Raw genomic sequence first — 23,835 nt, forward strand, 5'->3', positions numbered from 1 at the left:
TCAAGGTTCCGTTTGGGTCGCTTTTTTCTCAGTCAGGTTCTGTTCGATATTGGTTAGCGCGTCAATCTGCTCTTTTAACTGAGAGACTTCTGTTTCCAGCACCTTGTTGGAGTTTTCTATTTTGTGTAGTCGTTTATTTAATTGGGCCAGCGTTTTGAAATTTTCCAGCCGTCTGTCTAATTCTGTCGTCAGCCAGGATTTATAGCGGCTAAGCTCTGGCGTCATGCTGTCGCTGCCGACATTTTCCAGGATCTCCAGTGCTTTAAGCCATTGTTTGTGATCTTTTTCATTAACACTGAGAATGGTGGCCTGTTCCATGGTCAGGTTTAGATGATCCTGCGTTGTGGACGCTTCCTGCATCAAGGCGTTGATTGTGACCAGTCGTGCCTGGCGTTCCTGTGGGGTAAATGACGCGGCGATACCGTATTTATCCATCCAGGAAAGTGACGGCATGTGTTCTGCTGGAATGGCCGACGGTGGCGGAAGATCTTCAAGCGACTTTTCCTGAGAAGTAGCACCTGTCAGTTTTGGTTTTTCCAGCATCAGGAAATCCTGCATACCGGCACAGCCTGACAGTATATGGATAAAGCCGAGTGACAGGATAAATCTTATTAATGCTCGTTGGTTCATATCAGAGTTGCCAACATATCATGAAATTCCTTTAACTGATGTTCGATTGGCGAAATTCACGTCCTTGGTTAAACCGGGCAGGCAGATACTGAAGCATATACTATCCAGCTTGTTCTCAGCTAACCGTAATTCCCCATCCAGTGATTGGATACTTTCCCTGGCCACGGATAATCCTATCCCTGACCCTTTTACAGCCCCTGACCTTTTAGCAGATCCCTGAAAAAACGGCTCGAAAATATATTCCGCTTCTGAGGGCGGTATTGGTGATCCTTCGTTACGTACGTCTATCACCAGGTGGTCATTATTTATTGACCAGACCACCCATATCTTGCCACGTCGGCGTCCGTAAGCAATGGCATTGGAGATTAAATTATCCAGAGCGGCATGTAGTTTTTCCCTGTGGCAGTTTGGCGATACCTGTGGTCCGCCAATACAGATTTTCTGTCCGCTTTGAGATAGCGCAAGCCAGTGCTGTTGTGTGGTATGAGTCACCAGATCGTTCAGATCAAAGGCCGGCAAATCTGCAGGAAGGCTGTTTTCATCCTGGTTTGCAGGAGATTTTTGCCGGTTTTGGGTATCAAAATTCAAACGATTGAATTGTAACAGGTTTTCGATCAATTTCTGTAGGTATTTACCATTTTCGTCTACCAGTCTGATCACTTCTTTTTGCTGTAAGGATAATTCGCCTACCAGTTCATCCTGAAGTAAAGATGTACCCTCCCGGATGCTGGCCAGCGGGGTCTTGAGCTCATGGGACACATGGCGCAAAAACTGCTGCTTCTGCTCCTCAACCTGAGTCAGGCGCTGTTGAAGCGAATTAAGTTCTTCGGCCAGTTGTACGAGTTCGCTGGGACCGAATAATTGGATTTGCCTTTGTTGACCAGTGCCGAGCCGGCGTATGGCCAGGCGCAAATGCCTGATCGGGCGGACAATCAAAACAGTAAACAAGGCAATTAACAGCAAAGTAATAGGAACCAGAAACAGCGCTGATTGGAAAACATTCTGGCGCACATCGGAAGCTTTTGTGCCGAGAGCCCCGAGCAGGGACTCTGTATGCTGTCGGGTCAGGGTAATTAACTGGTCAAGCTTGTTTTGGATCGTACCCAGGTTGGCAAGGTTCTCTGCCAGAGTTTTACTTTTGGGGCTATCGTTCTGGAGGGACCGGGAGAGAGTGGCTTCCGCTTTCTCAATATCCTTTATCAATTGACCGGCGCGGTGACTGCGCAGCAGGTCTTCAATCGTGTGCAATGGTGTCAACAGAGACTCGGCAGAAGTGTGGTAGAGGTCCAGCAGTGCTTTGTCCTCCAGCACCACAAATTGTCGGGCGATCCGTTCCATATCTATTAACGCCGCTCGTGCACTTCGGCCACTTTCTGCGAGCGTGACGGATTCCTGGGTCACTTCTCTACTGTCAATTGTCAGTGTCTGCAAGGAAATCGCTGTTGAGTAAAGCAACCAGGCCAGTGGAGTGACCACTACCATCAGCGCCATAACAACCAACTGCCAGACTGTCTGTGGTTGCAGAAACCTGAGTATCCGGCTCATGAAATCCTCGTGCACATCAAAACCTCAGAAGTGTAACCCGCGGGCCTGAAGGGTGCCATGCTCCAAAAGGTTCACGCTGGTTGTTTATCCGGTAGATAAGTCGCTCACGCACCTTGTTGGTGCGGCCGGTGAGTTCTAATGGTGCGGGTAATTGATAAATGAATGACCTAGGGTTTCTCCCTATTTCAAATGGACTAAATAAAAAATCCTATAAGCCTAGATGCGACGCCGCTTGTCAAGAGATTGTCAGTCGGGTCTGGGTTATAAGTCAATTAGTTGGCATAGCGGTTGCTGGATAGTGCATTAAGGTGAACAACCCAATAAATTCCTCGCCTGGTAAGGACATCGTTATCAGGTAATGGCACATCTGAGGTGAGGCAAGGTAGCACTAATGGTCTTCAATAAAGAAATGATCGATCTTCTGCAACTGCTCCGAAAGCGGTTTAAAGAAGAACAACTAGGGATTTTACAGCTAAGTAATCCGAATGTGTTGGATGATATGGTCACTATGGCAACGTTATCCACATGTCACATCACCAAAGATCTGGCTTACGCTGCAATCCAATTGGCAGACTTGTCGCTTTCTCGCCATGATCTTGACCCTCCTGAATCACACTCTCTTGAAGACCAGGACGAAAAGTCAGCCTATCGGACCTATCGCGGTCAGAAAATCCTGGTGGAGGATAAACCACGTCGCACCAGCGGGGAAGGTAGTAGTGGTAAGGTACGTATGTACCGGGGGCAAGTGGTGGCCTCCTAGTAAATATATTCGGAAGGGAGGGTCACAGCTTTTAAGAGATTCATTGGGCTTGTATCCCTGATTTGCATTAACTGTTTCGGCGTTTTGGCTAAGAGAGTACCTGCAAATCCTAGAGCGTTGACTGACATGCCTGCAAAGTGCTCCTGCTTTCTCGGCACTATCATTATCCACTCCCGTGTCATCAGCAAATTATAGGCTGAGGGTTTGTCACTGTCGTTTTCAGCCAGCTTTAACTCACGAATCCATTGCCTGTAGATCTGGTGTAAATATCCGGCTGATGTCGGGTAATGATTGTTTAACCGGTGCAGAAATGAGAACCGTTGTGGCAGGCCATCTTCGTCTCCGGATTGACAAAGCATTTCATAAAGTGGGCAGACTTTATTGATGTTCGCCAGTCCGTAAGTGCCTGATTCGGAATCGTCGGAGTACGGAATTGCCTGCAAATGCTTATGCCTCTGGCTTGCCCCTGCGAGTTTTCCGCCATTAAAAAACACCAGAGCGGATTGCCGCGCCAATACTTCCAGTGCCACCTCAAAATCCTGCAGTGTTAATTGACTGTCTTGCTCCTGAAATGTCGAAGTGACCACGAGGAAGTGGTTTGGCAGGACATTGAATTTGTTCAGCAGGCAAACATAACTGTCGTTGAAATGGCCAACATACAGATCGGGTTCATAGGGTAGGAAAGGATTGGTTTTACCCGCTGGTGCTGAGCCGTCATCGGTAAGTGTCGCAGCCGCTTCACGCTCCCGACTCTGTGCAAGGACTCTCAGTAAGAAAGTCAGATTCTGGTCTCTGACGTACTCGTCCCTTGTTGGAATGGAAATCAGTGCTCCGGTTGATAGTGCGCGTTGAGTAGTGGAGATCAGTGATGAAAGAAAGGAGGAGGCTGGTAGCAAATTCATTAAGTGATATTGTTTATTCGATAAAGGTAAGCATCATAGTATAACGGGCCGGGCAATGGGTGTGGAATAAGACTGGTCGGTAACGCCTTCACAAGAAGGCAACGGAAGTGCCGTGGCAATCCGTTACCATTGCGGCTGTTATAGCCAGCCTTGCCTGATTGCGAGGGCTGGCAAATTGAACCGGTTGATCAGGCAGCTCTGTGGCCGGATGAGCCGCTGGTTGGACCCAGTGCGGCATGTTGTGACTTGCAGAGCTCTGAACCATCAGACCAGTGATAAGTCATCTGAATAATGCGGGCATCGGAACTGGCTCTGTGCCGTCTTAATCCCAGCATTTGTTCGACCCTTTTACGGGTTTGATGCCAGACATTCTTCTGGGATTCCGTCATCACGGAACTCAAAGGTTCGAGCTTGAACTCCATACTGACGCCAGCCTCCTCGAACAGCAGGGACAGCCATGCATAATCCTGACCCCAGGCGTCTGAATAGACAGTTTCGCCGGCCAGGTGATGATTGAGCATGTTGGCCACATCCCTGACTTCACGGCCTCTTTCAGAGAGTACGTCCCGGTTCAGGCCATGTACTTTTGCGGCTTCCGTGTCCCATGCGGTCCAATGTTGCTGGGGCCTGATGAGACTGCAGAAAGAAGCGCCGTCACTACCGATAAATCCCACCTCAATGGGATAGCTTCCCTGACCGAATCCGGACGCTTCAACATCAATAACAATAGGTAAGCAACTCTTGCTTTCATTGATTGCCATGATAACACCATTAGTGCTTGATTTAATTATTATTTTTTTGTGTATACGAACATCATTCGATGCTGTTTTGTTGATCAAATTGTGGATCAAGGATGTGGCAAAATGATGAAGACTGCAACCCTTTTGTGAAGCCTGTTGATGCAGATCAACCGGGGGCATTTGTCATTGCGATGAAAGCCTCTGAAAATGCTTTTTGTATCAATAAATTGATATTGTTTTTCAGAGGCGTGTTAAGGCAGGGATACGGTGCCAGTTATTCAGATTTGAGCGTTAATTCACCTGCCAGTGGGCTTGCAACCTGCTGGCGTATTTCCTCCGCGCTAAGCTGCATTGCGCACAGATGATGTAATTTCGTATAAGCCGCCTCTACTGTCATATCGGCAGCGGCAATCAATCCTGTTCGAGCCAGTGCAGAGCCTGCTGCATAGCTGTCGGATTTGACCCTGCCGGTTGTGCACTGAGTCAGGTTGACCAGAGTAATTCCCCGGCTGTGGGCATTTTCAAGTGCTTTCATCAGGGCTTTGTTCATACTCGGACCATTGCCGACACCGTAGGTTTTTAATATCAGTGCCCGGCACGGAGCTTGAGCCAGAAGATCGATGACCTCTGCTTCAAATCCAGGGTACAGGGAAAGCACTCTGACCTGATTCAGATCATAGTTAGGAAGCTGGAACCGGGTAGTGTCAGGCACGGGGAGAAGCGCGGAGTGATTTAGCTCGATATAAATGCCCACGTTTGCCAGTTCTGGATAATTGGGGCTTTCAAATGCTTCAAAGCCTGTTGCTTTCAGTTTACTGCTGCGGTTACCTCTGAGCAGGTGCCCATTGAAGTAAAGGCACACCTCCGGAATAACATAACTGCTAGCCAGTTCAATGGAGGTTACCAGGTTACTTTGGGCGTCGTTACGCAGTTCGCTGAGTGGAATCTGCGACCCGGTCACAATCACCGGTTTGGTCAGACCCTGTAGCAGAAAGGAGAGTGCCGAGGCTGTATAGGCCATGGTGTCAGTGCCATGCAAGACCACAAACCCGTCATAATCATCGTAGCGATCGCTGATGTCTTTGGCGATTCGCAACCAGTCCTTTGGCTGTATATTGCTGCTGTCAATGGGATCCGGGTATTCGTAAAGGTCATAACCTGGCATGTCTACCGCGATGCGGGGTGGAATCTTGAGATCAATAAGTTTTTGTAGCCCGCCGACGGGAATATATCCCATGGGGGACCTTACCATGCCGATAGTGCCGCCGGTGTAGATGATCAATATATTCTTATGCATGGTTCAGTCCTCCACTTGCATAAAGCGCTTCACCACGCGGGCAAATAGCTCAGGTTTTTCGGCATGTAGCCAATGACCGGTATTGGGGATAATCTTGACTTCGGCATGGGGAAACAGGTTCGCGGTGTGCTCCCGATGATGTGGTTGGATATAGTCAGAATTTCCGCCCTTGATAAACAATAGCGGCCCGGTAAATGGCTTGCTGCTGCTTTGGCCAGCCATAATTTGCTGATATTGGCTATTGATCACATCCAGGTTCATGCGCCACTGGAATCCACCTGCTCCTTGTTTGACCAGGTTTTTCAAAAGAAACTGCCGTACAGGAACTTCAGAAACATAGGCCTTTAATATCTCATCTGCCTGTAGTCTGGACTGCAATGTGACTGGGTCAATCTGGGCAAGGCCTTTCAGTATGCCATCATGATGAGGTGGGTATTGCACCGGGGCGATGTCTGCCACAATAACATGGTCTATTTGCTCCGGATAAGTCAAAGCCAGCTGCATGGCCGCTTTCCCGCCCATCGAGTGCCCCAGAACATGCGCACGCTGAATGCCGGCAGATTGCAGATAGTGATGCACGTCTTCTGCCATGCAGGCGTAGTTCATTTGTGGGTGATGAGGGGAGCGGCCGTGATTTCTCAGATCAAGCATATGCAGTTCAAAGTGATCTGTCAGCAAACGGGCAATGCCCCCTAGATTCTCCATGGAACCGAACAACCCATGGAGCATGACCATGGGAGGGCCATTCCCCAGAATGCGATGATTGAGTTTCAGCATGCAGTATCCGTTGAATGAGTGGAAGGGAGCGCCCCATTATCAGGATCAAGGCGCCAGCACCAATAGGCAAATTCCCCTAATGCGGTGGAGTGTAACAGATATTGACTGTGATGCCTGACCGCCAGCGACTGAATCTCACGGAACAACACTGGTAATGGTGTTTCATCTGGTTTTAACTGGCTGGCCGATTTGACGTAACCCCACATATGGTAGACCGCATTGCGTAGTCCGCCTAACTCCGGAGGCTGTCTTCTGGTTGATTCCAGGAGCTCTCGAAGTGCCTCGAAATCCAGCTTCTCGCTGGCCAGGTCCGGCCCGATCCTGCGATAGAGAGCATTACTTCTGGCCATAACTGAATACTTGTACTGAGCCCAGAGCTGGTGGCCTGAAGTCGGTCGAGGAATTCGAGCAGACTCAGATAATGGAGGCTGTAACCCGCCAGACGAGAGTCTCGTGGATAGTGGAAGTTCCAGCCAGTCCTTGATGAAGGGGCGTGGCAATTTGTCACGAATGGTCATTTCCGCAGCCAAAAGATTCCAGTTGCGCCGATTACAGGCAGTGTCTTCAGATGGAAGAGAACTTTCTCCCAAGAGAGAGGCAAGTGTGTCCAGATGTTTGAGTATTTCTTCTGTGCCTAAATAGCCTGGGTCTGGTGTCATCAGCATCGTTGTTGTCGTTTTATTTACGGTGTTAAGAAATGAGCCAATTAACAAAACTGAAAATTAACCCTGATATCAAGTGGATGCATCCACTATCGACAACTATAAATTTTATAAGACAGCTTATCTAATTTGCCATTTTGGTACGTCAGTCTGTCTTTGTGCTTTTGGAAGTCGAATAGACAACTGCAGGTGCATTAAGGAGTTTAAAAGTCATTCCCTCAGGATGCTGCAACCCCGACAATTTCACCTCCTGAACCGGGATCAAATCAACACCGTCAATATTCTATGTCGTGACACCATTTAAAGGAGAATAAGGTGACTCCCTCAACTGCTACACAAATGGAAAGACGCCGGGTGCGGCGCATACCTGCCATCGAGCTGCAAACCAATATCCGTGAGAAAAAAGGGCTATTTGGTGAAACCTGGTCAGAAGTTCGAGCGATGGACTTTACTCACTCTGGAGTCTGTATTGACAGCGATCGTCCTCTCAATGTCGGTCAGATCATCACACTCTCTTTCTATCTGAAGATGGAGATTGGCGAGATTAAACTGGAAAAGGTCCAGGGCGAAGTAAAACACGTAAAATTTCTTGGAAGTCTGTGCCGTTGTGGTGTTGAATTTTCGGGCATTCGTGCTGGGTCAGAGCAAGAGGCACAACTTACCCGTCTGGAAAGTCTGCTGTCCCGGCATCAAAGTGTGGTGGATAGAATTTAGAGCCAGTCCTGACGATGATCGGAGGATAAGGGATGCTCCTCCGGCCTGTTTACCCCAGAAACTGGCACGTTCGCCTCTTGGCATCCGGTGCGATCAGTTTCTACGATGTCTTAACATCCGCTGGTGCCCCGGTTTTTCATATAGACTGTCATGACAATTTTGAGTGCCAAGATGACTCGGCAGTGTCTCCAAGGCAGAGTGGGCATCTCCAATTAATGACGAAAGTCACAGCGCAGATAAGCCATCTCAATTGGCGGCGGACAATGGAGCAACGCCTCAAGCACTGACAGATATCCCCGGAGGCGTGCCTGTTCAATAATAATTAAGAGGATAGGGTCATGGATCAAACCACGCAGGCTGCACCTGAGGTGCATTTTCGTAACTGTACGCTATGTGAGGCAATGTGCGGAATCAGAGTTGAAACCCGCGGTGAAGAGATTATCAGTATCAAGGGTGATGCGGAGGATCCCTTCAGTAAAGGGTTTATTTGTCCGAAAGCGGTAGCGCTGCAGGACATCCAGAATGATCCTGATCGATTGCGCCAACCGATACGTCGTACCACAGACGGCTGGGAGGAAATTTCCTGGCAGGAAGCGCTTGACTATACCGCGCAACGCCTTATTCAGGTCCGGGAGGAATTCGGTAAAAATGCTGTGGGGGTTTATCTTGGCAATCCCAATGTGCACGATCATGGCAAAATGCTGATGATGGTGCCCTTCCTGCGTTCACTGGCGACACGGAAACGATTCTCCGCCACCTCCCTGGACCAGCTGCCGCATATGTTGGCCAACCTTAAAATGTTTGGTCATCAGGGATTATTCCCTGTGCCCGATATTGATCGAACAGATCTGTTTATCTGTGTCGGCGGGAATCCTGCCGCGTCCAACGGCAGTCTGATGACGGCGGCAGGTGTGGATAAGCGTCTGAAGGCTGTTCGCTCTCGCGGTGGCAGGGTGATAACGATAGATCCCCGCAGGACAGAAACGGCCAGCCTCGCCGATGAGCATATTTTTATCAAGCCGGGAACCGATGTGTTGATGCTGCTGGCGATGTTGCACACCCTATTCGAAGAGAACCTTGTTCATCTAGGTCATCTGGAAGGACACCTGGATGATATTGAACTACTGCAGTTGGCCAGTGATGCCTATGCGCCGGAGACTGTTGCCTCTGCCACCGGTATACCAGCAGAGCGTATTCGTGAATTAGCGCGTGAACTGGCCGGAACTCGTCAGGCACTTTTATATGGACGTATGGGGACCAGCGTACAGGAATTTGGAGCGGTCTCCACCTGGTTGATCTATTGCCTGAACATACTCACCGGGCATATGGATCGTCGTGGCGGGCTAATGTTCACGCTACCGGCACTGGATCTGGTGACCTTTACCGGAATGGCGGGACTGACCGGGCATTTTGGTAAGTACAAGAGTAGTGTGCGGGGATTGCCTGAATTCGGTGGAGAGTTACCCGCCGCGACGATGGCAGAGGAAATGCTGACAGACGGACCGGAAAAAATACGTGCCATGGTCGTCGTGGCGGGTAATCCGGTTTTGTCTTCTCCAAATGGCGGCAAGCTCGATGAAGCTCTGGAGCAGTTGGACTTTATGGTCAGTCTGGATATGTATGTGACGGAAACCTCCCGTCATGCGGATATTATCCTCCCGCCTACAGGACCTCTGGAGCACAGTTATATCGATGCGGTATTCACTTCCGTGGCAGTGAGGAACACCGTGAAGTATTCGCCCCCGGTATTTCAGGCCCAACCGGGGAGTTTTCATGACTGGGAAATTTTCCTGGAGCTTTCGCGCCGCCTGAGCAGCCGGGATCTGAAAACTTCAGTGCAGGCGGAAATCCGACATCGCATTCTAACTTCACTGGGTCCGGATGGTCTGGCGGATATTTATCTGCAGCTGGGGCCCTATGGACGCGAGCTGCCGGCCTCTGATCGCTGGGGAAAACATGTTGAGAAGGTATTGCAAGTGTTGGATATCAAGCATCCATTACGGCAACTGTGGCAGGCTGGGGCTATGAATGAACAATATCAGGATCTGCCCAAAGGCCTGAGTCTTGCCAAACTTGAGGAGCATCCTCACGGACTGGATCTGGGGCCTCTGCGACCGATACTTTTGCAGCGTCTGTATACTCGCAACAAGCATATTCACTTGGCGCCAAGGTTATATCTCCAGGACCTGACCAGAGTCAGAAAACTGCTGAAGCAAGCTGGCAGTGACAATCTCCTGTTGATCGGGCGCCGTCATGTTCGATCGAATAATTCCTGGCTGCATAACAGCCATCGCCTGGTGAAAGGAAAAAACCGCTGCACCCTGATGATTCACCCCCGCGATGCCAGCCGGCTTGGTCTGCAAAATGGCATTGAAGCGGAGATAGCTTCCAGAGTCGGAAAGGTTCGCATAGAAGTCGAAGTCACAGACGATATCATGGAGGGAGTTGTCAGTATCCCCCACGGATGGGGCCATAAGCGGAAAGGTGTGAACTGGAAAACGGCTGCCGAACATGCCGGGGTCAGTCTCAATGACCTTACCGACGAGCAGTTTATCGACCAGTTGTCAGGAAATGCCGCCTTGAACGGCGTACCGGTCAAGGTAAAGTCAGCCGTTCGTAAGCGCAAAAACAGTACAGGGAAAGTCTCAACGCGTAAGGCAAATAGTCGGGCAGCCGTTCTAGCGAGTAATCCACCATTGTAACAAGGGGATCACCAGGGGCATGCTGGCCATGGCCAGCAGCGTCTGACCGCTGATCATGGCGGCCATAAGAGGTGCATCTCCTCCCAACTGGCGGGCCAGAATATAGGAGGCTGTTGCTGTTGGCAGGCTGCCAAGTATGGCAAATACTCCCAAGGTGAAGTCTGGAAGTCCCACCAGCATGCCCGCACCGACAAAGATAACGGGGAAAAGCGCCAATTTGAATAAAGTGGCGCTGAGCATGCTGCTGCCCTGATTGCTCAGGGCTCTAAGATTCAACGCGGCACCGACACAAAGCAGGCCCATTGGCAGCGCCATATTGCCTACGAGGTCCAGCACCTGATTCACTGTATCCGGAAATCTCACTCCAAGAACATTGAAGATCAAACCGGCCAGACTGCCCACTATCAGGGGATTGGTCACAATCGCTTTTAGAATGCTTTTCCATCCTGGCCGGATCTGTTGTGCATATAAAGCGAAGTTACCGATGCACAGCAGATTCAGCAGAGGAATCATGATTGACATGGAGAGTGCGGCCACTGCCAATCCCTGATCGCCCATCAAAGAATGAGCAGCAGCCAGTCCGACATAGCTGTTGAACCGAATGCCCCCCTGATATATCGAGGTGAATGCCGGGCCGGACCATTTTATCCAGCGTTGCATCAGCCAGAGCAGGATGGTGGCAACTATGAATGCCAAAGAAATGGCGTAAAACAGGCGATCCAACAGCAGACCGTCGCGGTTGGCGTAGGTCAGTTTGTCCACCAACATTGCCGGAAACAGGAAGTAGTAAAGAAATTTTTCCGCAGGAGCCCAGAATTGATCGCCGGGAAAATCCAGCCTGCGCATGGCATTTCCAATCACGATCAGAATAAATATGGGTAACAGGGCGAGGGTAATCTGCATCCGGGGTTTCTCTTAAAACTACCAGCATTGCCGTTGCGGCGATGAATTTTCGTTAAAATGCTGAGTGAAGTTCACATGCCGGGCAATACGCACTAGCCCGCATTAGGGTGAATCCGCTTCGCACCTACGTCATGGCTGGATTCTGTTTGGGCACGGGGTCGCTTCCTAGTCTATTCCAAGAATTTTATGCAGCTGCACGCTCAGCTTCCATTTCGGATGTCTCATGCAATACGCCAGAGCGGCCTGGGTGTTGGATTGCTTGATATCGTCTTCACCGCTTTTGACCAGGGGATCAGCCATCGGAGAAAGGTAATAGTGATCGGCCTGTATATGGGAAAACTGCTCCGGCATTGCGGCGGATTGTGGATAAACCAGTTTGAGTTCGTCACAGGATTCTATAACCACAGGCGCTGTACCCTTGGGGCTGACACATAGCCAATCTATGCCTGGTGGTGAGGGGAGGGTGCCGTTAGTTTCCACAGCCACTTCAAACCCCACATTGTGAAGCGCATCGATCAAGGCAGAGTCCAGTTGTAATAGAGGCTCTCCGCCAGTACAGACCACAAACTTGCGGGATGACTCCGGTGGCCAGAAGCTGTTTATTCGCTCCGCCAGTTCCTCTGCCGTTGTAAAACGTCCACCGTTCTGGCCATCTGTGCCGATAAAGTCTGTATCGCAGAAATTGCATACTGCATTGGCCCGGTCTTTCTCTCGCCCGGTCCAGAGATTGCACTTACTGAATCGGCAGAACACTGCTGCACGTCCCTGTTGTGCTCCCTCTCCCTGCAAGGTATAGAAGATTTCTTTAACGCGATACATACAGCATACCTGTCCGGATGATCAGGCTCAGGCCTGATCGGATTCGTAGGGAAGCGGGTCTGTCACACCGTTTTCTGCGAAGGCTTCCAGACGCTCCACGCAGGAACCGCACTTACCGCAGGCTTTTTCTCTGCCGTTGTAACAGGTCCAGGTGTCGGCATAGTTGAGTCCAAGAGCGAGTCCTTCACGGAGAATGTCAATCTTGGTCATGTGCAGATAGGGCGCTTTGACTGCCACGGGTTCGTAGTTTGCCAGCAATGAAACTTCATGCATTTTTTCCACGAATGGTGGACGACAGTCAGGGTAAATCGCGTGATCTCCGCCATGAGCTCCGTAGTACACGGCTTCAGCCTTCAGCGACACGGCATAGCCGATGGCCAGCGATAGCAGGATCATGTTTCGATTCGGCACGACAGTGGACTTCATGTTTTCCTCTGCATAGTGCCCTTCTGCGACATCAATATCGTCGGTCAGCGATGATCCGGCTAACAGGCTGTTGATGCTGGTGATATCGACAGTTTTGTGGGATACACCGAGCTGTGCACACACTTTTTCCGCACACTGAAGTTCTTTGCTGTGGCGCTGACCATAATTGAAGGACAGCGCATATACTTCTTTGCCTTCAGCCACTAACTGATTTAACAGGGTAAAAGAATCCATTCCGCCGCTGAAAATGGTAACGACTTTTTCTTTGCCGGGCTGAGGCATTGTTTCCGGGGTAGACTGTGTGCTGCTCATGTTCTCAATACAAATTTCTGTTCGTGTAAAAAAAGGGCGCAAAGTATACAGGCGTTTGCACAAAAATTCGCCCTTTATCGAATTTTCCTGACACCTGTGTTGATACGCTTATATCCGATTTTACTGCTTTTGCTTTTCCAATATTACATATCGATACGATTAATTTTTGACCAAAAAACGACAGTTGATAGATTTTCTGCTATATCGATAAGTAGGGCCTGATGACGCAGGAGCCTCTTTAGGTCCAGAGAGATGGTTTGTCTTTCGAGCGCCAAAGTGACGTGAGTGGCCGCGCCGGATGCTTCAGGAGAGAAGGAATTTCTCTGGTATCAGACCTTTAGAGGTGGCGAATGCGAAGTACACTTTAAAGTCCTTCCTCGGCTGCTTGGTGTGATCTGCTGAAGAGCCGGACATCGCACTGGGGTACACGCCCGGGTCGGCCGTGCACAGTATCTCCTGCTGTTGTCTGGAAGGAGGTTTTGAAATGAGTACTTCTGGTCTTGCTTCGGTCACAGTCCTAGCCCTAGCCTGTGTGTTGTTAATGGCGGCGGGTGTTGTACTGGTGCAATACAGGCAGCAGGCAAAAGCGAAAAGAGTTCTTGTGCGACATCACCGGGGACAACCTGGAAAAGAGCGAGTCGGCAGGCCCTTTTTGACGTTGGGTTTTTCCGTGATGCTCGGAGCTATGATGGGAGCGGTCCCTCAGGACACTCAGGCATTTGCAGGTTGGTCAGCTCCGGCCGTTGTAAAATTGTCCTTCCAGGCGGTTGATACAGCTTCTGCGGCCAGTACGGCAGAGGAAATTCTATCAGCGCCCAATCATCCGGATTTTCTGAAGCTACGGAATTACCTGACTCGGCAATTGGTGAGGTCCGAGCAATTTGATCAGTTTCCATCACCAGTGCTGGTGGATTTATCCAAGCATCATGAAAAAGAGACAATTAAATATCTGATCACTCAGCGTCCCGGAGTCATGTCGGTCATTTATTATAGTCAGCAACAGGGACATCAGTTAATGTTGGTCTATTGGCCGGAATTGTCCGGGGAGCAGGTGATTTATACGCCGTTATCAGGGTTTGCGCGGCGGAATACTGAAGTCCCTCTGACGTCAGCTCAATAGAGTCATCCTTGTTGCCTAAGTGACTCTGACAGGCGAAATGTAAGCAGGATGTAAGGGAAATCACTTAGGCAATCTGTGCGGCGAAGCCAGACATTTCAGCGTGCAGGGGGTATCATTTCCGCCCTAAAAAACAAAATTCAAAATAAAAGAGAGAGTGGTGAAAGAACAGCAAAGTCAGACACTGGAAGCGGTGAGTGGCCCTTTGGTTAAGGAGGCACCCTGTTTCATTGATTTTGAAGCATCCAGCCTTGATCTGATTTGCAGTTATCCCATCGAAGTTGGTATCTGCCTGCCCAACGGTACTATTCATAGCTGGTTACTGAAGCCTGCCCCCCTCTGGAGAGACTGGTCTCCCGATGCTGAAAAAGTTCACGGTATCAGTCGCGAGCAATTGGATGCGGAAGGGTGTAACGTTATTGACGTTGCTCATGCCCTGAATGAATTGATTCCCGAGACCACCTACTGTGATGCACTGGCGTTTGATTCGTTCTGGCTGCACCGACTTTATAAAGCCGCCAAACTCGAATGCCAATTCCGTCTGGAATCCATTTCCCAGATTCTGACCCCCCAGCAAATGAATAACTGGGTTGACGTTCGTCGGTCTGTCATCGATGAATTGGGTGTTGATACCCACCGTGCAGCCAACGATACCCAGATTCTCTATCAAACCTGGCATAAAATCTCTTTGTAATTCTGACGCTCGATGAGACGGCTGTCTTATGGGGATGATCTGCTGAATAAATCAGGTTGTGCTTTCTGGCGGGTATAAAAAAACGGGACAAGATAAATGATCTGGTCCCGCATAGGAGAGCACTTAGTGCTTATCAAGCAATTCGGAGCGTCCGTTAGGGGGTCGCGGAACCACTTAATCAAGGCGATATTGAGTATGCGCTACAAAGTGTCATCCGGCTGTAGTGGAATACCGAAAGTCTATTTTTTGATCACTGAGAGCTTTCTGCGCTCAACCCATTATTCCTTTATCGCTATCCATTAGTCTTTTACCACCAAGTCTGGACTGTTCTGTCCACTGATGTTGCCCATGGCTTGTTTAACCTGCTCTCTTAGCCAGCGATGAGCGGGCTCCTGATCCATGGAGTGATGCCAGTAAAGGTAGAGTTCCAAGGCCCCCAGCGTCATGGGAAAAGGCCTGACCTCGAGCCCCAGGCGACGACGCAGTATTTCTGCAAACCGTTGTGGGGCACAGAGCACAAGATCGCTCTGAGCAACGACCAGAGCCGCTCCAAAGAAGTGGGGGGTGCGCAGTCCAATTTTACGTTGTAAACCATGCCGGGAGAGCTGTACATCTTCATAACCGGGGCCGTGTTCTCTGGAGGATACCAGTGCGTGCGGCCACTTAAGCATTTCGCCCAGCGTCCATTCCCGTTCTGATGCCGGATGCCCTTTTCTCAGCAGGCAGACGAGATGATCCTCAGACAGTTTTTCATGGACGATACTATCATCATGGCTGAGTAATATATCCGCGGCCACATCTACCCTGCCGCTGGCGAGATCGTGCACCAGTTGCTCCCTGGGGACACGCACACAACTGAAGGTCACTTCTGGGGCATCATGACGACAACGTCGAATCAGTTCGGGTAACAGCAAAGCCTCAAACATGTCCCGGATACTTAATCTGAACTGGGTATTCAGGCGTCCGGGAGTAAACTCCACGCTTTGCTGCAGCCCTCGTTGTAGATGATTTAAGGATTGCCTGACAGTGCCAATCAATTGATCTGCGTAAGGCGTCGGCCGCATTCCTCTGGCGGTTCGTATAAATAAATCATCGGATAGAACGTCCCGCAACCGGGCAAGGGCATGACTGATGGCCGGCTGGGTCAGGTGGAGGACCTCGGCTGCCCGGGTAATGCTTCCCTCACTGTATATGGCTTCAAAGACAATAAACAGATTCAGGTCGATTCGACTGACATGCATGATATTAATATCTATATATTTCTATTATTCATTTGTTTAATTATATGCCGTGGCTTAGCTTTAACCCAACAAACAGTTTTTACCCTACATCAGCTTTAGACTAACTATCCGGAATTGATCTGCAGGGCGCGGATTGACGGACAAGAGGTGGATTATGGATTTTGAACATTCGGCACGAGCCCAGTCCTACATTAAACGTGTTCGGGCGTTTGTGAGAGAGCGGATTGTTCCTGCGGAGGAAGCCTATTACGCGCACCTATCCGCGCCGGGTCAGACCTGGACTCAACCTCCTGTTATGGAGGAACTGAAAGCTGAAGCGAAAAAGGAAGGTCTGTGGAATCTTTTTCTACCTGAGGAAGAATATGGCCCTGGTCTGACAACACTGGAATATGCACCGTTGGCCGAGGAAATGGGGTATTCGTTTATTGCCCCGGAGGTTTTCAATTGCAGTGCGCCGGATACCGGAAATATGGAAGTTCTTGCGCGCTATGGGTCCAGTGAGCAGCAGGAGCGTTGGTTGAAGCCGTTGCTGGAGGGAGAAATTCGTTCTGCATTTGCCATGACGGAACCTGAGGTTGCCTCCTCGGATGCCACCAATATGCAAGGTACGATTGTCGCGGATGGTGATGACGTTATTATTAACGGTAAGAAATGGTGGACCTCCAATGCCGGGCATCCGAATACGCGGTTTTTTATTTTCATGGGTTTGACCGACCCGGAGCAAGGCCGACATCAGCAGCATTCTATGGTGATCGTACCTCGCGACGCTGAGGGGGTTGATATCAAGCGTATGTTGCCGGTATTCGGTCAATTGGATGAGCCTTATGGACATGGTGAAGTCCACTTCAATAACGTAAGGGTGCCCAAAGACAACATCATCGCAGGCCTCGGCCGTGGCTTTGAGATTGCCCAGGGACGTCTTGGTCCGGGCCGAATTCACCACTGTATGCGAGCCCTGGGGGCTGCAGAAAGAGCTTTGCAACTGATGTGTGAACGGGCAACAAAACGTGTGGCCTTTGGTAAGCCTATCGCCAAATTGGGAGGGAATCCGGACATCATCGCCAATGCTCGTATTGATATCGAGATGGCCAGACTTCTTACCCTGCAGGCAGCTTATAAGATCGACAAGCATGGTGTGTTTGCCGCCATGAGCGATATATCACAGATTAAAGTGGTCGCACCTAATGTCTGCCAGCGTATAGTGGACCAGGCGATTCAGATGCATGGTGGTGGTGGCCTGTCCGATGATTTTCCCCTGACCGGCCTGTTTGCTTATGCCAGAGTGTTGCGACTGGCAGATGGACCCGACGAAGTACACCGGGCACTTATCGCCAAATTCGAATTGAAAAAATATAACAAATAATTTCCAGCTTACCGGTTGGACTGCACCGACACAGGATAACTGTTATGCAACGATTCCCAGAAAAACGTGTTGCCATCACCGGGGCCGCCAGTGGCCTTGGGCTGGCACTGACCCGACTGTTCCTGAGCCGTGGATGGCGTGTAGCACTGGCCGACATTCAGGATGAAGCCGGCGAGAGTATCGTCAAATCTCTGCAATTACCGAAAGACCGGGCATTTTATCAGCGTGTGGATGTCACCAAGGTGCGTGATATCCAGGCCTGGAAAAAGAAAATTGTGGAAACCTGGGGCGGACTGGATGTGTTGATTAATAATGCTGGCGTCGCCACACACGGTGCGATCGATACCGCACCCCTGGAGGACTGGGACTGGGTATTGAACATTAATCTGATGGGCGTTGTGCGCGGTTGTCGGACCTTTGTGCCTTTGTTCAAGAAACAGAAGTCAGGACATGTGGTAAATATCTCCTCTATGGCGGGTCTGATCCATTCACCGGAAATGGGGTCTTATAATGCTGCCAAGGCGGGTGTCGTCGCCGTTTCAGAAACCCTGGTGGGTGAACTGGACAGCTTTGGTGTCGGCACCAGTGTGGTGTGCCCCGGTTTTTTTGCTACTAATCTCGCCAGGAATGGTCGCTTTGCCTCGCCTCAAGTTCATGAAACGCTCGAAAAGCTGTTCGCATCATCCAAACTCTCCGCTAACGATGTCGCTGAACGCATATATGACGGTGTCGCAAAACAGGATTTTTATATCCTGCCCCATCGCAACTATCGCTTTTTCTGGTTGCTTAAACGTTATCTTCCCGCGGGATATCTCGCCAGTCTGCGTTCATTGGGTAAACGATTGTTGGCCAAACGCAACGGCTGGGACATTGATTCGTTGAAGGAGGATCATGAGGATTCTCAGCAACCGGGTTCATCAAAACCGAAAGTTGCCTGAGTAATCTGCTGGCCCGCTGAATCAGAACCTGGGCTATTAAACAGCGAGCTGCGAACAAAAAGCATAGAGACGAGGGAAATTGATGAGCTTAGTTGATAGCGCCGGTGCCGTCAGATCCGGTGAAGAGCTGGATGTAAAAGCGATAGATCATTATATGAAGCAGGTGGTTCCCGGTCTAACGGGGGAGTTGAAAATCACTCAGTTCCCTGGTGGAGCCTCCAACCTGACCTACTTATTGAGTTACGACGATCGGGAATTTGTGCTTCGTCGCCCACCTTTCGGACATAAGGCTAAGTCCGCGCATGACATGGGGCGAGAGTTCCGGGTGATGCAGGGACTGCAGGCAGTCTATCCCTATGTCCCGAAAATGGTGGGATTCTGTGATGACCATGAGGTCATTGGCAGCGAGTTTTATGTGATGGAGCGATTGCGGGGCATTATTCTGCGAGCAGATGTTCCCAAGAACCTGAATCTGTCTGCATCTGACTGCACCACACTTTGTCATAATCTGGTAGACCGGCTGGTGGATCTGCACCAGATTAATTGGAAGCAGACTACCCTCAAAGAACTGGCGCGTCCTGGGGATTACGTCGAACGCCAGATCAATGGCTGGTGTGACCGTTACCTGAAATCTCACACAGACGACGCACCGGAATACACCGAAGTGATGGCCTGGTTGAAAGAACGTCAACCGTCACAGATACAGCAATGTCTTGTCCACAATGATTATCGTTTTGACAATCTGGTGCTGGATCCGGATAACCCGATGAACATCATCGGTGTGCTGGACTGGGAAATGGCGACCATTGGCGACCCTTTGATGGATCTGGGCAATAGTCTCGCCTACTGGATTCAGCAGGATGATCCGCAGCCTCTGCATGTTCTGAGGCGTCAGCCCACTCATCTACCTGGCATGCTGAGCCGTCAGCAGGTGGTGGATTATTATCTGGAGAAATCGGGACTTGATATCGACAACTTCGACTTCTACGAAGTCTATGGCGTGTTCAGGTTAGTGGTGATCATCCAGCAGATTTACTACCGCTATTATCATGGTCAGACCCAGGACAAACGGTTTGCCGGATTTATCCAGATGGTGAAGTATCTGGAGGGCTACCTGCGCGACAAGATTTCCGCTTCCAGCCTAAGCTAGGCCAGAAGCAATCAATTCTGAGTGAGGGAAGAATGGGAGCGGTATATCTCATACGTCATGGCCAGGCCAGTTTTGGTAGCTCGAACTATGATCGGTTGTCCGATACCGGTCGACTTCAGGCGGTTCATTGTGGTCGTTATCTGGCCGCCAAAGGACTACACATTGATCACTGGTTCTCGGGCACCCTGGAGCGCCAGCAGGATACAGCCCGTTTGTCGCTGGCTGCAATGGGGCTGGAGTCTACCAAGGTTATGGAAGACCCGGGATTCAATGAATTTGATCATCAGGTGGTCTTGTCGAGCATATTGCCAGGGTTGGCTCATGAGCCGGAGATTTCGGCCTTTCTGAATCATGACGTGGACCGGAAGAAAGCCTTCCAGAAAGTTTTTGAACGCGTGGTGGATGCATGGGTTTCGCAAGACCAGTGGGAAGGAATGGAATCATGGAGCGATGTGGTGGAGCGTGTATCTGGCGCTGTTGAACGTGCTATCTCTGTAGCCGGGTCAGGAAAAAACGTGGTCGTAGTCACATCCGGAGGGGCGATTGCCGGCATGTTGGCATCAATTCTGAAACTCACGCCACAAGCTGCGTTACAGCTGAATTGGTCAATCGCCAATGCTTCCATTACCAAAATATTTTATAGCAAAACCCGCCGCTCCCTGGGGTATTTCAACCACTACGCCTATCTGCAGCAGGAGGCGGACCGAACCTTGGTGACCTATCGATAGTTTAGTGACTTATCGGTGGTGTGGTGACTTATCGATTATGAGGCGACTTAATCAATAATGTGGTGGCCTATTCGAAAACCTCGCCACAGCATAAAGGTCGGCAGTCATAAACCATAACAAGATTACTACAACCGCAATTAGCCAATAAAAGGGTACAGATATCATGGAAAATAATTTATTTGATCTCACCGGCCAGGTCGCTCTGGTAACAGGGGCAAGCCGTGGTATTGGGGAATCTATTGCCAGAACGCTGGCAGCCTACGGTGCTCATGTCATTGTCTCCAGCCGTAAGCTGGATGGTTGCGAGGCGGTGGCACAGTCTATTCGTGATAATGGCGGCAAGGCCGAAGCCTTTGCCTGTCATATCGGTGAAATGGAACAGATTTCGGCGCTGTTTTCGCACATCAGAGAAAGTCATGGTCGACTGGATATTCTGATCAACAATGCGGCGACCAATCCTTACTTCGGGCATGTGCTGGATACGGATCTTGGGGTATTCCAAAAGACGGTTGATGTGAATATTCGGGGCTATTTTTTCATGTCGGTGGAAGCCGGTAAAATCATGCGAGAGCAGAAGAGTGGGAAGATAGTGAATGTGGCGTCTGTGAATGGCGTGATACCGGGTGCGATGCAAGGTATATACTCCATCACCAAATCTGCCGTCATCAGCATGACTAAAACCTTTGCCAAAGAGTGCGCGCCTTTCGGAATTCGGGTGAATGCACTTTTGCCTGGTGGTACAGACACCAAGTTTGCTTCTGCTTTAACCCAAAATGATGCCATTCGTAAGAAGTTGTTGGAGCATGTGCCCCTGAACAGAATCGCCGAGCCATCGGAGATGGCGGGTGCAGTATTGTATCTGGTGAGTGATGCTGCCAGTTACACAACAGGTATCAGCATGCCCGTCGATGGTGGTTATCTGATTTCCTGATCGCTTTTTCATCATGAAAAAAAGACTATGGCAGGGTTGGTTACCACCATAGTCTTTTTCGCCATGCGGTCAGCCCTCGTTAGATATTCGGTGGCTGGGTTTCCTGAAAGGAAGGGCGTTCTTTTAAGCGTTCGAGATAACCTGCCAGTTTAGGGGCATCATTCTGCCAGCCCAAGTCAGGCAACCTGAAGTTCAACCACTCCAAGACCACGCCAACAGAGATATCTGCGAGGCTGAAGGTGTCGGCGTGCATCCATTCCCTGTCCCCAAGAATGGCCTCTAGCGTTTCTATGCCTCTTTTGATCTTTCCGTGCTGGCGAGTCATCCAGTCCGGGTTTTGCATGTCTACGGGGCGTTTTTTCTCCAGGAAGATCGCAATACCAGCCTCTACGATACCATCAGCCAGAGCTTCCATCTGTCTGACTTCAACCGCGCCTATTTTGCCCGGGGGAATCAGCATGTGTTTGGTGTGGAGGGCTTCGATGTACTCTGCGATCACCGGTGAATCGAACCAGGTTTTACCCTGCTCATCGATCAGAATCGGCACTTTACCCAGTGGATTGTATTGGGGGGCTTTTGAATCCTGATTCCAGGGAATATCTTCCAGTAGGGAAAACGGTATGCCTTTTTCTAATAGCATGACCCTGATTTTACGAACAAAGGGACTAGTGTAAGAGCCGATCAGTTTCATGGGGCCTGGTCCTCTTGTTAACCAGCTTTTTGTGGTTTAACCCGGCGCGAGTGGCGAAACTGGAAATATGCCTGTCAAACGCCGGTTATAGTCTACTAATATGGCACCGACTGGCCAATGATGAAAGTTTGACCAGACTATCGGTGTTTGAGCGGGATAAATGGTATAAGGCTTGTGTTTTGATAGTTTATTCCCATATAAAGGGCGGGTAATAAATTAAGGCCCTTGGAGACCTGAATTTGGAACGTTTAATTGAAAATCTGATGTATTCAGCCCGCTGGATACTGGCCCCAATATATCTGGGATTGAGTCTGGCGTTATTGATGCTTGGACTAAAGTTCTTCCAGGAGCTTGCGCACTACCTGCCGATCATTTTCTCTATGAAAGAAGCTGATCTGGTACTGCTGGTCTTATCCCTGGTGGACATGGCCCTGGTGGGTGGCTTGTTGGTCATGGTGATGTTCAGCGGTTATGAGAATTTTGTATCTCAATTGGATATCGAAGAAGGCCAGGAAAAACTCAGCTGGTTGGGCAAAGTGGATTCCGGCACGCTGAAAAACAAGGTCGCGGCTTCGATTGTGGCGATTTCCTCCATTCATCTGCTGAAAATCTTTGTGAATGCGGAGAATGTGGAGACGGATTACCTGATGTGGTATGTCATCATCCATCTGACATTCGTCGTTTCTGCTTTTGCGATGGGCTATCTGGATAAGATCACCCGGAAGGAGCATTAATTGTTCTTTTGGAGACGCTCATGCAAGCTCATCTACTGAGCAATTCAGTTTTTCAGCCCAGGTATGCCTGGGCGTTTCCCCACCCCGTCTAATTGCCTCTTCGAGAAATTCGACAAACGCGCGGATCCTGGCGGGCAGAAAAGTTCTCTTGGCATAAATCATCCAAACGCCATATCCCCTGGATCTGAATACTGGTGCGATAGGAACAATTTTGCCACTTTGAAGCCAATCCCGGGCAATAAAGTGAGGAATCTGGGTGATTCCTAAACCCTGTGCACATAATTCTGCCATCGCTTCACCATCATCCACGACGTACTGTTGTCCCGGGTCAAGATTCAGCTGGTCCGTGGCAGTGTATCCCTCGATACTTGAGGGGAGCGAGCCCTTTCTTGCCGCCAGGACGGGCATTAACCTACCTGTCTGGCGAAAACGAAAACGAAAACGAATCCAGGGATGCTGTTCATAGTCTTCTATTCCAATACTGCCATTCTCTTTGAAGTAGGCTGGTGAAACACAGGTTAAGAAATCGATAGGACTGAGTTGTCTGGCCACCAGGGTGGATTCCTCCAGGGTGCCACTTCGAATACAGATATCGATACCTTGTTCGATCATGTCCACGTAGGAGTCCTCAAAACTCAGGGAAAGATCAATGTCCGGGTACTGGCGCTTAAATTCTCCGATCAATGGCATGACATACAGCCTGCCATAGGACACTGGCAGGTTGATCGACAGTCGTCCCTTGGATTCCCCGTTTTTCCTTACCAGCATCTCCTCGCAATTATCCAGCTCGGCCAGCAATTGCTGGACCGTATGCTGATATGCCTTGCCAGACTCCGTGAGTGTCAGTGTGCGGGTTGTCCGATGAAACAGGTGTAGCTGGAGGTCGTCTTCCAGACGCGCAATAGCTTTGCTGACAGTAGAAGGCGACAAGCCAAGGAATGAGGCGGCGGAGGCAAAGCTTCCCTTTTCTGAGGCAACAAGAAAAAGCTTTAGAAGATTGAGTTTATCCATTCGCTTCGCCATCGTTATTCGTGAAAATCATTCACAAGTATTGAGAAT

At 50.0% G+C, this 23,835-nt stretch carries 24 protein-coding genes; 11 read left to right on the forward strand and 13 right to left on the reverse strand.

Annotated elements, in window-relative coordinates; genetic code table 11:
- Both F566_RS0112640 and F566_RS0112645 read right to left on the reverse strand, forming a co-directional pair.
- Complete coding sequence (locus F566_RS0112640; protein ID WP_020407356.1) at window positions 1-630, reverse strand: hypothetical protein; 630 nt, start codon at window positions 628-630, stop codon at window positions 1-3.
- Between the two features lie 18 nt (window positions 631-648).
- The gene (locus F566_RS0112645) at window positions 649-2,175 is read right to left on the reverse strand and encodes a HAMP domain-containing sensor histidine kinase (protein ID WP_020407357.1); all 1,527 of its coding nucleotides are present in this window, start codon (window positions 2,173-2,175) and stop codon (window positions 649-651) included.
- Between the two features lie 391 nt (window positions 2,176-2,566).
- Between F566_RS0112645 and F566_RS32745 the strand changes: the two genes are divergently transcribed.
- Entirely contained in the window at window positions 2,567-2,935 is a 369-nt protein-coding gene (locus tag F566_RS32745; RefSeq protein ID WP_020407358.1) for a hypothetical protein, read from the forward strand.
- On the opposite strand, the gene F566_RS0112655 is transcribed toward F566_RS32745, so the two are convergent.
- The 5 genes from F566_RS0112655 to F566_RS35425 all read right to left on the reverse strand — a co-directional run bounded on the left by F566_RS0112655 (window position 2,932) and on the right by F566_RS35425 (window position 7,316).
- Window positions 2,932-3,837 carry an ATP adenylyltransferase family protein gene (locus F566_RS0112655; protein WP_020407359.1) on the reverse strand — a complete coding sequence of 302 codons (906 nt, stop codon included), beginning with the start codon at window positions 3,835-3,837 and terminating at the stop codon, window positions 2,932-2,934. The genes F566_RS32745 and F566_RS0112655 overlap by 4 nt on opposite strands.
- Before the next feature lie 188 nt (window positions 3,838-4,025).
- A complete protein-coding gene (locus F566_RS32750) occupies window positions 4,026-4,598 on the reverse strand; it encodes a hypothetical protein (protein WP_157496762.1) in 573 nt (190 codons plus the stop codon).
- Between the two features lie 253 nt (window positions 4,599-4,851).
- A complete protein-coding gene (gene ansA, locus F566_RS0112665) occupies window positions 4,852-5,874 on the reverse strand; it encodes an asparaginase (RefSeq protein WP_020407361.1) in 1,023 nt (340 codons plus the stop codon).
- Window positions 5,875-5,877: 3 nt separating this feature from the next.
- Entirely contained in the window at window positions 5,878-6,651 is a 774-nt protein-coding gene (locus tag F566_RS0112670; RefSeq protein ID WP_020407362.1) for an alpha/beta fold hydrolase, read from the reverse strand.
- The gene (locus tag F566_RS35425) at window positions 6,645-7,316 is read right to left on the reverse strand and encodes a DUF1722 domain-containing protein (protein WP_020407363.1); all 672 of its coding nucleotides are present in this window, start codon (window positions 7,314-7,316) and stop codon (window positions 6,645-6,647) included. The genes F566_RS0112670 and F566_RS35425 overlap by 7 nt, the downstream gene beginning before the upstream one ends.
- Window positions 7,317-7,628: 312 nt before the next feature.
- Here F566_RS35425 and F566_RS0112680 point away from each other — a divergent pair, with 312 nt between their 5' ends.
- On the forward strand, window positions 7,629-8,027 hold the full coding sequence (locus tag F566_RS0112680) for a PilZ domain-containing protein (RefSeq protein ID WP_157496763.1): 399 nt from the start codon (window positions 7,629-7,631) through the stop codon (window positions 8,025-8,027).
- Window positions 8,028-8,365: 338 nt separating this feature from the next.
- On the forward strand, window positions 8,366-10,729 hold the full coding sequence (locus F566_RS0112685) for a molybdopterin oxidoreductase family protein (protein ID WP_020407365.1): 2,364 nt from the start codon (window positions 8,366-8,368) through the stop codon (window positions 10,727-10,729).
- Here F566_RS0112685 and F566_RS0112690 read toward each other — a convergent pair.
- From F566_RS0112690 to queC, 3 genes are all read right to left on the reverse strand, one after another.
- Complete coding sequence (locus tag F566_RS0112690; protein ID WP_020407366.1) at window positions 10,706-11,632, reverse strand: AEC family transporter; 927 nt, start codon at window positions 11,630-11,632, stop codon at window positions 10,706-10,708. The genes F566_RS0112685 and F566_RS0112690 overlap by 24 nt on opposite strands.
- A 165-nt stretch (window positions 11,633-11,797) precedes the next feature.
- Window positions 11,798-12,451: a 7-carboxy-7-deazaguanine synthase gene (gene queE / locus F566_RS0112695; RefSeq protein ID WP_020407367.1), complete on the reverse strand. Its 654-nt coding sequence runs from the start codon at window positions 12,449-12,451 to the stop codon at window positions 11,798-11,800.
- A 27-nt stretch (window positions 12,452-12,478) separates the two neighbouring features.
- The gene (queC, locus tag F566_RS0112700; RefSeq protein WP_020407368.1) at window positions 12,479-13,189 is read right to left on the reverse strand and encodes a 7-cyano-7-deazaguanine synthase QueC; all 711 of its coding nucleotides are present in this window, start codon (window positions 13,187-13,189) and stop codon (window positions 12,479-12,481) included.
- A gap of 484 nt (window positions 13,190-13,673) precedes the next feature.
- Between queC and F566_RS0112705 the strand changes: the two genes are divergently transcribed.
- Together F566_RS0112705 and F566_RS0112710 are read left to right on the forward strand one after the other, a co-directional pair.
- Window positions 13,674-14,309, forward strand: coding sequence for a hypothetical protein (locus F566_RS0112705; RefSeq protein WP_020407369.1), 636 nt, complete (start codon window positions 13,674-13,676; stop codon window positions 14,307-14,309).
- Between the two features lie 157 nt (window positions 14,310-14,466).
- Window positions 14,467-15,000: a 3'-5' exonuclease gene (locus tag F566_RS0112710; protein ID WP_020407370.1), complete on the forward strand. Its 534-nt coding sequence runs from the start codon at window positions 14,467-14,469 to the stop codon at window positions 14,998-15,000.
- A gap of 299 nt (window positions 15,001-15,299) precedes the next feature.
- On the opposite strand, the gene F566_RS0112715 is transcribed toward F566_RS0112710, so the two are convergent.
- Window positions 15,300-16,241: a LysR family transcriptional regulator gene (locus F566_RS0112715; RefSeq protein ID WP_020407371.1), complete on the reverse strand. Its 942-nt coding sequence runs from the start codon at window positions 16,239-16,241 to the stop codon at window positions 15,300-15,302.
- A gap of 154 nt (window positions 16,242-16,395) precedes the next feature.
- Here F566_RS0112715 and F566_RS0112720 point away from each other — a divergent pair, with 154 nt between their 5' ends.
- From F566_RS0112720 to F566_RS0112740, 5 genes are all read left to right on the forward strand, one after another.
- Window positions 16,396-17,604, forward strand: coding sequence for an acyl-CoA dehydrogenase family protein (locus tag F566_RS0112720; protein WP_020407372.1), 1,209 nt, complete (start codon window positions 16,396-16,398; stop codon window positions 17,602-17,604).
- A gap of 44 nt (window positions 17,605-17,648) precedes the next feature.
- A complete protein-coding gene (locus F566_RS0112725; RefSeq protein ID WP_020407373.1) occupies window positions 17,649-18,542 on the forward strand; it encodes an SDR family oxidoreductase in 894 nt (297 codons plus the stop codon).
- Between the two features lie 82 nt (window positions 18,543-18,624).
- Window positions 18,625-19,692 (forward strand): phosphotransferase family protein, encoded by a 1,068-nt coding sequence (locus tag F566_RS0112730; protein WP_020407374.1) that lies wholly within the window; start codon window positions 18,625-18,627, stop codon window positions 19,690-19,692.
- A gap of 32 nt (window positions 19,693-19,724) precedes the next feature.
- Window positions 19,725-20,420: a histidine phosphatase family protein gene (locus F566_RS0112735; RefSeq protein ID WP_020407375.1), complete on the forward strand. Its 696-nt coding sequence runs from the start codon at window positions 19,725-19,727 to the stop codon at window positions 20,418-20,420.
- 163 nt (window positions 20,421-20,583) lie between these two features.
- Entirely contained in the window at window positions 20,584-21,351 is a 768-nt protein-coding gene (locus tag F566_RS0112740; RefSeq protein ID WP_020407376.1) for an SDR family oxidoreductase, read from the forward strand.
- 79 nt (window positions 21,352-21,430) lie between these two features.
- Here F566_RS0112740 and F566_RS0112745 read toward each other — a convergent pair whose 3' ends face one another.
- A complete protein-coding gene (locus F566_RS0112745; RefSeq protein WP_020407377.1) occupies window positions 21,431-22,042 on the reverse strand; it encodes a glutathione S-transferase in 612 nt (203 codons plus the stop codon).
- A gap of 239 nt (window positions 22,043-22,281) precedes the next feature.
- Between F566_RS0112745 and F566_RS0112750 the strand changes: the two genes are divergently transcribed.
- A complete protein-coding gene (locus F566_RS0112750) occupies window positions 22,282-22,776 on the forward strand; it encodes a TIGR00645 family protein (protein WP_020407378.1) in 495 nt (164 codons plus the stop codon).
- Between the two features lie 18 nt (window positions 22,777-22,794).
- Here F566_RS0112750 and F566_RS0112755 read toward each other — a convergent pair whose 3' ends face one another.
- Entirely contained in the window at window positions 22,795-23,787 is a 993-nt protein-coding gene (locus F566_RS0112755; protein WP_020407379.1) for a LysR family transcriptional regulator, read from the reverse strand.
- Between the last annotated feature and the right edge of the window lie 48 nt (window positions 23,788-23,835).

The sequence above is a fragment of the Hahella ganghwensis DSM 17046 genome (assembly GCF_000376785.1).
In the GTDB taxonomy this organism is placed as follows: domain Bacteria; phylum Pseudomonadota; class Gammaproteobacteria; order Pseudomonadales; family Oleiphilaceae; genus Hahella; species Hahella ganghwensis.